Source organism: Streptomyces sp. NPDC048644, assembly GCF_043199105.1.
GTDB lineage: Bacteria > Actinomycetota > Actinomycetes > Streptomycetales > Streptomycetaceae > Streptomyces.
Genome location: NZ_JBICVO010000030.1, coordinates 24,658 through 38,099, shown reverse-complemented (window position 1 = coordinate 38,099; position 13,442 = coordinate 24,658). Strand labels below are relative to the sequence as shown.

At 70.9% G+C, this 13,442-nt stretch carries 12 protein-coding genes; 3 read left to right on the top strand and 9 right to left on the bottom strand.

Annotated features, from left to right (window positions below):
* The first annotated feature begins 165 nt into the window (after positions 1–165).
* Complete coding sequence (locus tag ACGFNI_RS35200) at positions 166–690, top strand: GNAT family N-acetyltransferase (protein ID WP_393689717.1); 525 nt, start codon at positions 166–168, stop codon at positions 688–690.
* Between the two features lie 19 nt (positions 691–709).
* Here ACGFNI_RS35200 and ACGFNI_RS35195 read toward each other — a convergent pair whose 3' ends face one another.
* From ACGFNI_RS35195 to ACGFNI_RS35165, 7 genes are all read right to left on the bottom strand, one after another.
* Positions 710–2,383, bottom strand: coding sequence for a type VI secretion protein (locus ACGFNI_RS35195; protein ID WP_393689715.1), 1,674 nt, complete (start codon positions 2,381–2,383; stop codon positions 710–712).
* The gene (locus ACGFNI_RS35190) at positions 2,380–3,849 is read right to left on the bottom strand and encodes an ATP-binding protein (protein ID WP_393689719.1); all 1,470 of its coding nucleotides are present in this window, start codon (positions 3,847–3,849) and stop codon (positions 2,380–2,382) included. The genes ACGFNI_RS35195 and ACGFNI_RS35190 overlap by 4 nt, the downstream gene beginning before the upstream one ends.
* Positions 3,850–3,878: 29 nt before the next feature.
* Positions 3,879–5,441 (bottom strand): SCO6880 family protein, encoded by a 1,563-nt coding sequence (locus ACGFNI_RS35185; RefSeq protein WP_393689713.1) that lies wholly within the window; start codon positions 5,439–5,441, stop codon positions 3,879–3,881.
* A complete protein-coding gene (locus tag ACGFNI_RS35180) occupies positions 5,438–6,751 on the bottom strand; it encodes a hypothetical protein (protein WP_393689712.1) in 1,314 nt (437 codons plus the stop codon). The genes ACGFNI_RS35185 and ACGFNI_RS35180 overlap by 4 nt, the downstream gene beginning before the upstream one ends.
* Positions 6,741–7,598 (bottom strand): hypothetical protein, encoded by an 858-nt coding sequence (locus ACGFNI_RS35175; protein WP_393689710.1) that lies wholly within the window; start codon positions 7,596–7,598, stop codon positions 6,741–6,743. The genes ACGFNI_RS35180 and ACGFNI_RS35175 overlap by 11 nt, the downstream gene beginning before the upstream one ends.
* 487 nt (positions 7,599–8,085) lie before the next feature.
* Positions 8,086–8,394 (bottom strand): hypothetical protein, encoded by a 309-nt coding sequence (locus ACGFNI_RS35170; protein WP_393689708.1) that lies wholly within the window; start codon positions 8,392–8,394, stop codon positions 8,086–8,088.
* Positions 8,395–8,675: 281 nt separating this feature from the next.
* Positions 8,676–8,798: a hypothetical protein gene (locus tag ACGFNI_RS35165; protein WP_393689707.1), complete on the bottom strand. Its 123-nt coding sequence runs from the start codon at positions 8,796–8,798 to the stop codon at positions 8,676–8,678.
* Between the two features lie 278 nt (positions 8,799–9,076).
* Between ACGFNI_RS35165 and ACGFNI_RS35160 the strand changes: the two genes are divergently transcribed.
* Together ACGFNI_RS35160 and ACGFNI_RS35155 are read left to right on the top strand one after the other, a co-directional pair.
* Entirely contained in the window at positions 9,077–10,042 is a 966-nt protein-coding gene (locus ACGFNI_RS35160; RefSeq protein ID WP_393689705.1) for an NlpC/P60 family protein, read from the top strand.
* A gap of 227 nt (positions 10,043–10,269) precedes the next feature.
* On the top strand, positions 10,270–11,013 hold the full coding sequence (locus ACGFNI_RS35155) for a phosphatase PAP2 family protein (RefSeq protein ID WP_393689704.1): 744 nt from the start codon (positions 10,270–10,272) through the stop codon (positions 11,011–11,013).
* Between the two features lie 95 nt (positions 11,014–11,108).
* Here the strand turns inward: ACGFNI_RS35155 and ACGFNI_RS35150 are convergent, their stop codons facing one another.
* Together ACGFNI_RS35150 and ACGFNI_RS35145 are read right to left on the bottom strand one after the other, a co-directional pair.
* Complete coding sequence (locus tag ACGFNI_RS35150) at positions 11,109–11,483, bottom strand: hypothetical protein (RefSeq protein ID WP_393689703.1); 375 nt, start codon at positions 11,481–11,483, stop codon at positions 11,109–11,111.
* A gap of 128 nt (positions 11,484–11,611) precedes the next feature.
* Complete coding sequence (locus ACGFNI_RS35145) at positions 11,612–13,225, bottom strand: FAD-binding oxidoreductase (protein ID WP_393689701.1); 1,614 nt, start codon at positions 13,223–13,225, stop codon at positions 11,612–11,614.
* Positions 13,226–13,442: the final 217 nt, after the last annotated feature.

Below are 13,442 nucleotides of genomic sequence, written 5' to 3'. Positions count from 1 at the left end.
GGACTCTGTGGGAGAGTAGGACGCCGCCGAACAATTTTTCAGCTCCGGTTCCTGGACCTTTTGGTTCAGGGACCGGAGCTTTTTTGCGTTCCCGGGACTCTTTACGCCCACAAGACAGGCCCGATTTCACTGGCCAGCGGGTGCGTGCGCTGCGATGCTGAGCCGATGGCGTACATGATCAGGCCGGTACAGGCGGACGAGTGGAAGCGGTTCAAGGAGCTGCGGCTGGCGGCCCTGGCCGATCCGGTGGCGCGGGTGGCGTTCCACGAGACGTTCGAGGAAGCCGCGGCCCAGCCGCCCGAGTTCTGGCAGCGGCGGGCCGAGCGGAGCGATGACGGCGGGGTGGCTCTGACGCTCATCGGGGAAGGCCCCGACGGCAGTTGGGGCGGCATGGTCGTGGTGCTGCGGGAGACGGAAGGCGAGGTGCCGCAGGCCCGGATCGTCGGTGTGTACGTGCGTCCCGAGCACCGGGGGACCGGGCTGTCGCGGGAGCTGTTCGAGGCGGCGCTCAGCTGGTCGTGGAGCCTGTCGGAGCCGGCCGTCGACCGGGTGCGGCTGTGGGTGCACACAGGGAACGCGCCGGCCACCGCGCTCTACCGGGCGCTGGGCTTCGTCGAGACAGGGCGGTCCATGACCGATCCGAAGGACGCGGCGGCGACCGAGCGGGAGATGGCTCTGACGCGCTGTTAGGGCCTGCCGCCGGCCGGTGTCACGCCGGGAGGGTGGCGCGGGGCCAGCGGGCGCGGGCCTGTTCCTGGGAGCGCATCGTCGCGAGGGTCAGCAGACCGCGGTCCGGGCCCGTCGTGAGGAGGTCGGGCAGTGCGGGCAGCGGGGCCAGGGCGGCGATGTCGTCGAGTACCAGGGTGAGTGGTGGGTCGAGCCGACCGTCAGATGACCGTTCGGCCATGCGGCGGCCGTGCTCGACCACGTGCGAGAGGAGTGCGGTGAGCAGGGGCATCGCACCCGGATCGGTGCGCGGGTCCTCCAGGGACTCGCCCACCACGTAGAGGGTTCCCCCCTCGGCGATGAATGATTCGAGAACGAGCGAATCCGGTCGGTGCGGATTGCAGGCGTCCCGGATGTGGATCGAGCCGAGGGCGCTCAGCGCGCGGCCGACCAGTTCCTTCGCCTGCTCGCGGCGGTCGGCGTATGCGGTCAGCACCGATTCGAGTTCGCCGGCCTGGCCCGCGGACGCCTGGGGGTTGGTCCGGAGGATCCGTACGGGCTCCTGGGTGGCGCCGGTGGCGTGTGCCCAGCGGTGTAGCTGCCGGAACGGGCGGCCGTCCACCTCCGCCGCGTGCAGCCAGCAGCGCAGCAGGGTCTGGGCGGCGTCGACGGCGGCGGTGTCCAGGGTGCTCGGCGGGCGTACGGGGGTGAGCAGCGCGGCGGCGCGGGCGGTGGCGACGGCGATGTCCTGGCAGCCGTCGGTGGGCGACCAGCGGAGGCGGGCCGGGGTGTCGAGGCGGTGCGTCGGGTCGTAGGCCAGGACCGGGCCGAGTTTGGCGCGGGCGTCCTTGGTCTCGGACCAGAGGGCGGGTTCGGTGGTGGCGACGATGAGCGGGCCCTCGGCGGCGGTGATCGCGGCCAGGGCCTCGGCGGTCGCCGCGGCGCGGTCGGCGCCGTACCTGACGCGGGGGACGGCGGGTCCGGCGAGCGGGGAGCCCGGGGGTGCGGGTGTGCGCTGTTCGGGGAGCGGTCCTGCTGCGGGGTCGTCCGGGTAGAGGGCGGCGAGCGCGGTCGCGGAGAGAGGGATGACGGGTACGGGGTCGGCGGGGGTGGTGGGGTCCTTGTGGAGGGCGGGGCCGCTGTCGGTGGCGGGTGGGGACGGTGCGGCGGCCGTTGGCTGCGCTGGGGTGGCGGTCTCCTGGACGTGGGGCGGTGTCGCGGGAGTGCCGTCCTGGGCTGCCGCCTTGCGGGCCGCTTCGCGGTCGGCCGCGTCCAGGGCCGCGCGCCGGGCCGCGGCGCGGCGGGTGCGCCGGACCGCGCGGTACCGCGTCACCGTCCCCATCGCGAAGATCGTCAGGACCAGCAGCACCATCAGCTCGCCGATCAGGATGCCCCAGAAGAGGCCGTATCCGGAGAGCTGGGGCTTGGGGGTCTGCGGCCAGGCGGCGGCCAAGTCGTGGGGCGCGGCGACGAGATGACGCAGCGCCATGGGGGTGCCTGAGTAGCTGACGCGGTCAGGCCAGGCGCCGTGGGTGAAGAGGCCGGCCAGGCCGGTGGCCGTCCAGACCAGCAGGGTCAGGCCGAGGAGGAAGGCGAGCAGGCCGATGAGGAGGGAGTCGGGGACGCCGCGTTCCCGGCCGCCGCTGCGGGGTGCGTACCGGCCGCCGTCCGGGTACCCGTTCGCTTCCCTGGGGTCCTGCTCGTAGCCGCGCCTCACGCCACCGTCTCGCTCGACTCGTCCCGCATCTGACGTGCCATCGCCAGGGCTTCGGCGCGCTCCTCCGCTTCGGCGTCCGCTGCTTCTTCGATGGCGCGTGCCTCGTCCGTGGGGGTGGCCAGGGACGTGGACATCGCGGATGCCTCGGTCATCGCCCGGTCGGTGTAGACCAGCGGGCGTTCGGCTTCCGTGATGAGGTGTTTGACGACCTGGACGTTGCCGTTGACGTCCCATACGGCGATGCCCGGTGTCAGGGTCGGGATGATCTCGACGGCCCAGCGCGGCAGGCCGAGTACCTGTCCTGTGGCGCGTGCCTCGTCGGCTTTCTGGGCGTAGATGGTGCGGGTGGAGGCCATCTTGAGGATCGCGGCGGCTTCGCGTGCGGCGGCGCCGTCGACGACGTCACTGAGGTGGTGGACGACGGCGACGAAGGACAGGCCCAGGCGGCGGCCGAACTTCAGCAGCCGTTGGAAGAGCTGGGCGACGAAGGGGGAGTTGATGATGTGCCATGCCTCTTCCACCAGGAAGATGCGCTTCTTGCGGTCGGGGCGGATCCAGGTGTGTTCGAGCCAGACGCCGACGATGGCCATCAGGATCGGCATGGCGATGGAGTTGCGGTCGATGTGGGAGAGGTCGAAGACGATCAGGGGGGCGTCGAGGTCGATGCCGGCGGTGGTCGGGCCGTCGAACATGCCGCGCAGGTCACCGTCGACGAGGCGGTCGAGGACGAGCGCGACGTCGAGGCCCCAGGCCCGGACATCGTCTATGTCGACGTTCATCGCCTCGGCGGCTTCCGCTTCCGGGTGCCGCAGCTGCTCGACGATGTCGGTGAGTACCGGCTGCCGTGGGTGTCCTGACTGCTCGTCGGCTGCCGCGCCGAACTCGCCGAGCACCGTGGCGTGCGCGACCTTGAGGGCGAAGCCGGAGCGTTCGTCCAGGCCGTGGCCCATCGCGACCTCGATGATCGTGCGGAGCAGGGCGAGCTGTCCGGTGGTGGTGATCGAGGGGTCGAGGGGGTTGAGGCGGATGCCGCCGTTGAGCGCGGCGGTGGGGTCGAGGCGGATGGGGGTGATGCCCAGTTCCTCGGCGATGAGGTTCCACTCGCCGACGCCGTCCTCGCCCTGGGCGTCCAGGACGACGACCTGGCGGTCGCGGAAGCGGAGCTGGCGCAGGACGTAGGTCTTCTCCAGCGCGGACTTGCCGTTGCCGGATTCGCCGAGTACCAGCCAGTGGGGGGCGGGCAGCTGCTGGCCGTACAGCTGGAACGGGTCGTAGATGTAGCCCTTGCCGCTGTAGACCTCGCGGCCGATGATGACGCCGGAGTCGCCGAGGCCGGGGGCCGCGGTGGGCAGGTAGACGGCCTGGGCCTGTCCTGTGGAGGTGCGTACGGGCAGCCGCGTCGTCTCCACCTTCCCGAACAGGAAGCTGGTGAATGCGTCGGTGAGCGCTGCGAGCGGATCGAGCATGGCCATGACGTACGCGCCTCCCAGCGGCTTTAGCGGCGGATCCCGGTCGCGAACGGCAGGGTGTTGACGAACGCGCGGTGGTGCTCGCGGTCGCACCACTCCAGCTTGAGGTACGACTTGCCGGCGGAGGCGCGGATGGTGCGCTTGTCGCGGGCGAGTGCCTCGGGTGAGCGGGAGGAGACGGTGAGGTAGCCGACGATGTTCACGCCGGCGGCTCCGGACGCGAGGTCTTCGCCGCGCTGGTCGACGCGTCCGTGGTGGGCGACGTCGCGGGGGTCGACGACGCGGTTCATCTTCGCCGCGCGGCTGGCTTCCGCGTCGTCGTTGGTCTTCTCCGTCAGCATCCGCTCGATGGCGATCTCGGTGGGTTCCAGGTCCATGCAGACGGCGACCGTGCGGATCACGTCCGGGGTGTGCACCAGGAGGGGCGCCAGGAAGTTGACGCCCACCGGGGTCAGCGGCCACTCCTTGATCCAGGCGGTGGAGTGGCACCAGGGGGCGCGGGTGGTCGATTCGCGGGTCTTGGCCTGGAGGTAGGTCGGCTCCATCGCGTCCAGCTCGGCCGGCCAGGCGTTGCGCTTGCTCATCGCCTGGATGTGGTCGATGGGGTGGTCCGGGTCGTACATGGAGTGCACGAGGGAGGCGAGGCGGGCCTGGCCCAGGGGCTGGCGGACGCGGATGTCGGCCTCGGCGAGGCGGGCGCAGATGTCGGTCAGCTCGCGGGCCATGACGACGGCGAGGCCGGCGTCGCGGTCGAGCTTGTCGCGGGCCGGGCCGCCACGCTGCGCGCGGGCGGCGCGGGCCATGGTGTGGGCCTCGGCGGCGAGTTCGCGGTCGTAGTGCATGCAGGCCACGAGGTAGGCGCGGTGCTGCTCGGACGAGGTGGAGACCATCGACTGGAGCTGCTCGTAGGACTCCTGGAGCCACGCGGGGGCGGACTGGTCGCCGCGCTGGGCGACGTCCTTGGCATGTGCGTCCGGGTCGGCGGGCAGGGTGCGGGCGAGCATCTGGAGGCGGGTGACGAAGCCGTCGCCGTTGGCCACGTGCTTGAGCAGCGTCCCGAAGCGGTCGACGAGGGCTTCCTGGTCCTCGCTGTCGCGCAGGCCGACGCCGGGGCCCTCGATCTCGATGGCGGCGGTCACCGTACGGCGGTCGGCGTGCAGCAGGACGGCGATCTCGTCGGGGCCGAAGGGCGCGGCGAGCCAGTTGATGCGGCCGATGCCGGGGGGCGGGCCGATCTCGACCTCGCGGCCGTCAAGACGGACGCCGGCCTCGGCCGCGCCGGAGCGGTAGGCGGTGCCGCGCCGTACGGTCCTGCGGTAGCTGCGGTTGATCTCGAACCACTTGTAGAACGTCCGGCCCTTGTACGGGACGTAGACGGCGGCCAGGCCGAGTACGGGGAAGCCGACGAGGCTCGCGATCTTCAGGGCCAGGGAGCCGATCGCCAGTCCGCACACCATGCCGATGAACGCGGCGGCGATGATCAGTGCGATCTCGCCGGTCTCGCGGTTCTTGCCGACGACGGCGTTGGGCCGGGCGCGGCCGATCAGATACGTCCGACGGGGCGCGACCGGGTGGGACTGCGTGCTCAACGCCCATCACCTCCTGCTGACTTGCCGGTGTGGGCGCCGGCGCTCGGGCCGGGGTTCGTACGGGGTGCGGGGGTGGCGGGCGCCTGGCCGCGGCCGGAGCGTGAGCTGTGCGCCGCGACGCCGCCCGCCACGCCGCCCGCGGAGGACTGGCCGCCGCCCTGGGCCTGGCTGCCGCCGTCGCCCGACTTGCGGGTGCTGTGGGTCTTGATGCCCTGGGACACCAGCGCGGCGGGTGAGGAGATCATCGCGGCGGCCTGGCTGCCGTCGGTGGCGCGGCCCTTGGTCGTACGGGCGGAGACCATGTCGTCGCCGAAGCCGGGGACGAAGCGGTAGATCACCGCGCTGGCGAAGATCGCGAGGATGATGATCGCGAGGCCGGACACGACGGCGGAGAAGGCGTTGGGGCCCTCGTCGGACGAGAGCGCGCCGGCGATGCCCAGCACGATCACGATCACCGGCTTCACCATGATCACCGCGATCATGATGCCGGCCCAGCGGCGGACGTGGCCCCACATGTTCTTGTCGACGAGCCCGGCGTACACGACGGTTCCCAGCAGCGCGCCGACGTACAGCAGCGCGGCCCTGACCACCAGTTCGAGCCAGAGCACGCCGGCGGCCAGCACGGACACCAGCGAGACGACGATCAGCATGATCGGGCCGCCGCCGATGTCGGTGCCCTTGGTCAGCGCCTCGGAGAACGCGCCGAAGAACGTGTCGGTCTTCGCGCCTGTGCCCTTCGCGATGATCTCGGTGATGCCGTCGGTCGCCGAGACGACGGTGTAGAGGATCAGGGGCGTGAAGGCGGACGCGAGCACGGTCAGCCAGAGGAATCCGACGGCCTCGCCGATCGCTTCCGTGAGCCGCACTCCGCGCACCGCGCGCTTGGCGACGGCGAGCAGCCACAGCACCAGCGTGAGCACCGTCGACGCGGCGAACACGACGGCGTACTGGCGCAGGAACGCGGCGTTGGTGAAGTCCACCTGCGACGTCGACTTCACGGCGTCGGCCAGCTTGTCGACGATCCAGGCGGCGGCCTTGGCGCAGCCCTGGGCGAGGGAGGAGAGGGGGTCCAGGGGGTTGTTGTCGGTGAGGCTGGGGGTTTTGGGGGTGCCGGCGCCGGCTTTGTCGCCGGACTGGCAGAACTCCTTGGCCTGGCCGGGTACGAGCTGGCAGGGGTCGTCGCTCGCGCCGGGTGACGGGGTGGGGCCCGGCGCGGCCATCGCGCGGGTGGCCAGCATGAAGACCGTGGTCTGCAGGCCCACCAACAGGGCGGTGACGGTGCGGGCGCGGCTGGGTCGGCTACCGGGCATAGGTGAACCCTCCGTACTGCTTGACCGCATCGGTGATCTGGCCTGCGCCGGACGTCTTGTTGTCGCCGTTGACCGGGGCGGGGCCGTCCTCTCGGGAGAAGCCCTCGACCTTCCAGTCCCCGGCGGCCCACTTCAGTTGCAGGTGTGTGGTGAACCAGTCGGTCGTCACCGGGGTCGTCGACTTCGCGCCCGCGGTACCGAAGAGGCCCGTGCACCACACTTCGAGGTTCGCGGTGTCGCCGTCGAGCTTGACGAGCTTGGTGCCGACGGGGACGGTGCGGGAGATGTAGGTCATGCCCTTGGCGGCGTTGCCGTTCGCGTCGAGGCCGAGCTTCTTGAGGAAGCCGGTCGAGTACGTCGCGTCGAGCTTGCCCTGCATGCCGGCGGCCGTGGCGGGCGCGAAGACCTGCTTGACGATCGTGTGCCGTGCGGTGGGCTTGAACATGTCGGCCGACCCCAGCGCCACCGCGTAGTTCGCCGCCGCCGACTGTGCGCCCTGTGCCGTCTTGGCGAAGCCGGCGGCGATGGTGCCGTTTTTGCCGTCGACCGGTTTGGTGCCGGTGGGGGCGGTGGACCGGGCGGCGGGGGCGCCGGCCGGGCCCGGGGCGTCGTCGGCGCTGTCCTGGCTGCCGGATGCGCCGCCGCTGCGGTTGGCGAAGGCGATGGCGGCGATCAGCAGGACCACCACGCCGACGATCGTGACGAGGTTACGGCTCGACAGGCCGCCCCGGGTCCTTCGCCCCGAGCCGTAGGTGTCGCCCTCGCCGTCCGGAAGTCTGGTGCGGGTCTGGCCCGCGGGACTGCTGTAGTCGCCGCCGCCGTAGCCGCCGTCATCGCCGATACTCATCGCGCCCGTGCCCCCTCAACCGCCATTGCCGTGTCCGCCGTAGTTGTGCCGCCCCCATATGACCGTAGCCGCGCGGGTGGCGGTGTGGGTGCGGTGGTACGAGTACATCTCACCGTGACGGGTCCTCAGATGCCGGGCCGCAGAGGCGAATGGGGGACTCCGGGGTATTTGTACCCATCGCGTGCTCCATGTCCGTGGGGGTCGGCCGTCGCCTTCTTCTCTCCGGAGCGACCTGTCCCCACGCGGCGGGCAGCCCAACCGGACCGCTGGTCGCGGCGGTGTTCAGGCGCGGGGGCGGTTCGGTCGGGCCGGGTTGAGCAGGCGTCAGCATGGGGCCTCGGCTGAGGAGGTGGGGCCGGTCGGGGGGTGGACGGAGGCATCGGGGCGGCGGAGGGGCGGCGGGTGGGGGCGCACGGTGGCGGCGCCGGGACGGGCGCGCCCGGGACCGCGCGGCATCCGGGTGTGCGGCGCGGTCGCGTGGGTGCGGTCAGACCGCCATGCCGTAGACGATGGTGAAGAGCGTCCCCAGGGAGCCGATGATGAAGACTCCGGTGAGGCCGGCGACGATCAGGCCCTTGCCCTGTTCGGCGCTGAAGGTGTCGCGGAGCGCGGTGGCGCCGATGCGCTGTTTCGCGGCGCCCCAGATCGCGATGCCGAGGCACAGCAGGATGGCGATCGCCATGATCACCTCGACCATCACGCGGGCTTCGTTGCCCAGGCTCCCGAACGGGCCCCAGTCCGGGGCGATTCCGCCGATGATGGTGGTGATGTCGCCCTTTTCGGCCGCAATGAACATTTGTGAACTCACCGCCCCTTATGGGTAGTTGTGGCCCCGTGCCGTACGGTGCGGGGCAGTGTCTATCTTCGCCGACCATCTTCGCCGACGAAGACACCATCGGATGTCGACTTGACGGCTTTCTTTTGCGGATCCCGTGGGGGTGGCGTGAGGATCGGCCCGCACGTTGTCCACCGGACCTATTAGTCTCACTGTGTGTATCACGTACGGTAACCGTGGGCAATGATCATCGGGGGGATCCGGGAGGCTGTCCGAAACCCCGCGCCGTGCGGGGGGCGCCGCTACTTGGGCGCGTGGGACATCGCGAAGACCATGAGGAGCGCGACGAGGTGGATCGCGAAGAGAAAGTACGCGACCCGCCACCACAGGTGCTTGTTGAGCTGCTTCTGGTTGTTGGGGTCCATGGCGTCCCGTCCTCGGTGTCCGCCCAGTGTCGCGCACCGCGGACCGGTCACGCGACGGGGCCGGGCGGGGCGGCGTACGGAGTGGCCGGTTCCGGTGCGGGGCTTCGGGTGGCGGGCCGGTGTGGGTACTGTGCGAGCGCCCCCTGCGCTGTTCCGTGCGCCGCTGTGCGGCGGGAACTCACGGGTGTACGGGGGAAAAAGCGGTGAACCGGGCCCGGATGGGGGAGGGTTGAGGGGTGCGTAAATTCTGGATTGCCGGTGGGATAGGGGCAGGGCTGATGCTCTGTCTTGTCGCGCTGCTCGTGGTCGGGACGTACACGGCCGCGGCGGGGATGGTGAGCGCGGCGGGTGGCCGGGCGGCCGGCCTCGCCAAGGGCGCGGTGCCGGCCGCGTATCAGTCGCTGGTGCAGAAGTGGGGCACGCTGTGCCCGGCCATCAGCCCTTCGCTGCTCGCGGCGCAGCTCTATCAGGAGAGCGGCTGGAACCCGAAGGCGCAGAGCCCGGCCGCCGCGCAGGGGATCGCGCAGTTCATCCCGGGGACGTGGCAGACGCACGGCATCGACGGGAACGGTGACGGCAAGAAGGACGTCTGGGATCCGGAGGACGCCATTCCGTCGGCGGCCTCGTACGACTGCGAGCTGGCGAAGTACGTGAAGGACGCGCCGGGTGACGCCACCCACAACATGCTCGCCGCGTACAACGCGGGGGCGTACCGCGTGATCCAGTACAACGGCGTGCCGCCGTACGGCGAGACGCAGAACTACGTGAAGACGATCACGACGCTGGCGAAGAGCTTCGAGGCGCCGGTGGGACGGGTCGCGCCGTCGAAGCAGGCGGCGTCCGCGATCTACTACGCGCAGGAGAAGCTCGGCACGCCGTATCTCTGGGGCGGGACGGGCACCTCCGGGCAGAACGGGCGGTTCGACTGCTCCGGTCTGACGCAGGCCGCGTACCGCACGGTCGGGGTCGAGCTGCCGCGGGTGGCGAACGACCAGTGGAACGCCGGGCCGCACCCGAAGCGCGACGAACTGCTCCCCGGCGACCTGGTGTTCTTCGCGAACGATCTGACGGACCCGCGGTCGATCCACCACGTGGGGATCTATGTGGGGGGTGGATACATGATCAACGCGCCGCACACCGGTGCCGTCATCCGGTTCGACAAGATCGATGCGCCGGACTACATGGGGGCGACCCGCGTCACGTCGGATGGCGCAAAAGCACTGCCGAACGCGAACGCTGCGTGAACATAAGGCCCTGAACTGCGGTGACGAGTCAAGCTTGGATAACAGGCTGGTGATCATCCGGTAGAGAGTGGAACGCCCGCGACGGCAGGCGCGTTTTCTTGTCGTGGGATACAGCAGGCGTGACCCGCGCGTTCGGCGCGGTGACATGGCGGCAAGGCTCGACGACCACGGGGGTTGGCGGCAGACACACGGCGCTCGCGCGCGCGGAAGATAAGGGGCCATGGCAGATGGCTGTACTCGCATTCGAGGGGCCGAACCCCGATGTCGACGTACTCGACGGCATCAACGGCCTCGCGAAGGACGCCCCGCACTGGGTCAACCGCGCGATGGAGTACCTCGGCGAATACGGCATCATCGCCGGCCTCGCCGTGCTGTGTCTGGTCGCCTGGTGGGCCGCGCGCCGCAGGCCCGGCGCGCCGTCCGCCGTCGCCGGTCTGGTGTGGGCGCCGCTGGCCGCCGGCCTCGCGCTGCTGGTCAACATTCCGATCCGGGCGTTCGTCGAGCGTCCGCGGCCGTTCGAGGACCACGCCGGGATGGCGGTGCTGATCCCGGGCAAGAGCGACTTCTCGTTCGTCAGCGATCACGCGGCGCTGACGATGGCGGTCGGCGTCGGCCTGTTCATCGCCCACCGCAAGTACGGGCTGATCGGGATCGGCCTGGCGCTGCTGGAAGGGTTCTGCCGCGTCTACATGGGGGTGCACTACCCGACGGACGTGATCGGCGGGTTCGCACTGGGTACCGCCGTCGCGCTGCTGCTCGCGCCGCCCGCGCAGGCGCTGTTGGTCCCGCTGATGACCCGGCTCGGGCGGTCGCGGGCCGGCCGGCTGGTGCGGGCGCCCGGGGTGCCGGAGACGGCGGATGGGCGCGCGGCCGGGGTGGCGGAGCCCGATGAGGTGCCCGGCGGCCTGGCGATGACCACCGGGGCGGCGCTGCCGCGGCGCGAGGGGCGGGACAGCGATCTGGCCGCGTGAGCGGTGGTCGGTTGGCCGCAGCGGAAAGGCCCGGTCCCTTCGGGGGGCCGGGCCTTTGCCTATTCGGAGAGTTTCTCCGACAGTCATTCAGAGGGTTACAGGGTGCCCCAGACAATCGCCCCGTCGCTGCCCTTGACGGGCTTCTTTCCCTTCGCCAGACGCAGCTGGAGGGAGAAGCGCTTGCCGTCGTTCAGACGGCTCAGCGGGTGGTAGGTCCGGCACTTTCCGTTTCCCTTTTTCATGATGTACCCGTTGCTGTTCCAGTCGTCCTCGATAACCGCCACGACGCTGTATCCGTCGGCCGCGGTGTCGCACACCTTGAGCGTGTTGGCGGAGTTGTTGTACGTGGCGTATCCGCGGTTGATGAGGTGCGGGTGGGCCGTGTAGCTCACCGCGTACGCGGGCGCGGTGGCCAGCGCGGATACGGCGCCGGCGGTGAGCAGGGTCGTGAGAATTCGGGCAGGACGCATGTATTTCCCCGTGTGTCTTGCATTCGCCGTGCGAATGGTGATGTGCGGCCCGAAACTCTAGCAGGAGGCATGTGGCGGTGGCTTGTTGACGGCCTTTCTGTGCCTCCCGGTGCATTCCGGGTGATGCGTCACAGTGCCTGCGGAAACGTGCTGAAGAGCCGCTGCGGATCGTAGGTCTGCTTGACCTTGTCCAGGCGGGCGGCGGCCGGTCCGAAGTACGCGGATTTCCAGTCGGTGAGGGCCGCGTCGGTGTAGTTCTGGTAGGCGGCGCCCGATGCGTGACGGCGCATGGCGCCGTGGAAGGAGTCGAGCCAGGCGGTGCGGCTCCCGGACGAGCCGCCGGCCGGCCAGGACGCCAGGTACTGGGCGAGGAACCGTGAACCGCGGTGCACGAACGCGGTGTCGGTGCGGCCGACGCGGTTGATCGCGCCGCCCAGCGCGGTCAGCGCGATGTTGCCGTTGACGCCCTTGTGGCCCGCGCTCTCGATCTGGCTCAGCACGGTCTGGATGCCGGCCGCCGACAGCGAGCGGTCGTAGAAGTGCGAGCGGGCCGCGTACGTCTCGCGGCCCAGCTGGCCGGCGCCGGTGTGTCCTGGCAGCGCGCCCGGCATGTGGCACTGCGCGGCGGACTTGGACGAGCAGCCGGCGTACGCCTCCATCGCGTCCAGGTGGTCGATGGGGGTGAGGTGCACGCTGGTGGCGGGGCCGGGGCCGCCCGGCTGGTCGGCGAGCTTGTCGACGGCGTTCTGCAGGTCGCGGTAGCTGCCGAGGGAGAACGCGGCGACGGCGACGACGGGGGTGCCGCCCGGCCGCGCGTCGAGATGGCAGGCGGACCATATCTCGTCGGCCTGCACCGGGCCCCACTTCTGCCAGGAGCCCAGCACCTTGGCCGCCTTGGCCCACGGCCAGGTCATGTACGCCATGACGGAGCGCGGCGCCGGGTGGGTGCGGAAGCGGAGTTCGGTGACCACACCGAAGTTGCCGTTGCCCGCGCCGCGCAGCGCCCAGAAGAGGTCCGGGTGGCGGGACTTGTCGCAGTCGACGGTCTTGCCGTCGGCGGTGACGAGGGTGGCGCCGACGAGGCTGTCGCAGGTCAGGCCGTAGGCGCGGGAGGTCACGCCGTGGCCGCCGCCGAGGGTGAGCCCGGAGATGGCGACCGTGGGGCAGGAGCCGCCGGGAACGGTGACGCCGTGCGCGCCCAGGCCCTGGTAGACGTCGATGAGCTTGGCGCCGGCGCCTATCCGGGTGGTGCCCGCGGACGGCGCGGAGACCTTGGAGAGTGCGGAGACGTCGATGATGAGCTTGCCGTTGCCGCTGGAGTAGCCCGCGTAGGAGTGGCCGCCGCTGCGGATGGCGACCGGGGTGTTGTAGCGGCGGGCGAAGGCGAGGCAGGCGGCGATGTCCGACGGATGCTCGACGTAGGCGACGGCGGACGGCTTCAGCCCGTCGTAGCGGGTGTTGTAGAGGCGGCGGGCGGTGGCGTACGCCGCGTCGGACGCGCGGATGAGCGTGCCGTCCAAATCCTTGGACAGTGCGCTCCAACTCGCCTTGGTGGCAGGTGACTTGGCGGCCTGCGCGGAGCCGGACGCGGTGCTGGTGTTCAGTGCGCCCGCACCCCCTGCGGCCGTGCCCGAACCGGCGGGGGAAGCGCCCGCCGTGCCCTTGGTGCTGTCGCAACCGGTCATGGCGACCGAAGCTACCGCGAGGCCGCCGCCGGTTTGCAGGAGTGTGCGCCGCTTCACTGGGATGTCCCCCTTGTTGTCGTGCCGTCCGGCCACCGGCCCGGCCGGCGGTCACGGGGCATCTCGCCGGGTGGCCGCTGCGGTACGCCTTCCCCGGCCGAGGCTCTGGGGAGGCGCTCTCGGGGTGTCCCCGGAGGCGGGTCTCCGGGGGCGTGCGAGTCCGTCGGCGCCCGGTCTGCTGGCTTGTCGTCTCTTTACCCAGATGCGGCACGGGCGT

What these genes read in the sequence shown, in the direction of transcription:
- ACGFNI_RS35200 (WP_393689717.1), top strand. Translation starts at nt 166, where the DNA reads ATGGCGTACATGATCAGGCCGGTACAGGCGGACGAGTGGAAGCGGTTC.
- ACGFNI_RS35190 (WP_393689719.1), bottom strand. Translation starts at nt 3,849, where the DNA reads ATGCTCGATCCGCTCGCAGCGCTCACCGACGCATTCACCAGCTTCCTG.
- ACGFNI_RS35180 (WP_393689712.1), bottom strand. Translation starts at nt 6,751, where the DNA reads ATGCCCGGTAGCCGACCCAGCCGCGCCCGCACCGTCACCGCCCTGTTG.
- ACGFNI_RS35175 (WP_393689710.1), bottom strand. Translation starts at nt 7,598, where the DNA reads ATGAGTATCGGCGATGACGGCGGCTACGGCGGCGGCGACTACAGCAGT.
- ACGFNI_RS35170 (WP_393689708.1), bottom strand. Translation starts at nt 8,394, where the DNA reads ATGTTCATTGCGGCCGAAAAGGGCGACATCACCACCATCATCGGCGGA.
- ACGFNI_RS35165 (WP_393689707.1), bottom strand. Translation starts at nt 8,798, where the DNA reads ATGGACCCCAACAACCAGAAGCAGCTCAACAAGCACCTGTGGTGGCGG.
- ACGFNI_RS35160 (WP_393689705.1), top strand. Translation starts at nt 9,077, where the DNA reads ATGCTCTGTCTTGTCGCGCTGCTCGTGGTCGGGACGTACACGGCCGCG.
- ACGFNI_RS35155 (WP_393689704.1), top strand. Translation starts at nt 10,270, where the DNA reads ATGGCTGTACTCGCATTCGAGGGGCCGAACCCCGATGTCGACGTACTC.
- ACGFNI_RS35150 (WP_393689703.1), bottom strand. Translation starts at nt 11,483, where the DNA reads ATGCGTCCTGCCCGAATTCTCACGACCCTGCTCACCGCCGGCGCCGTA.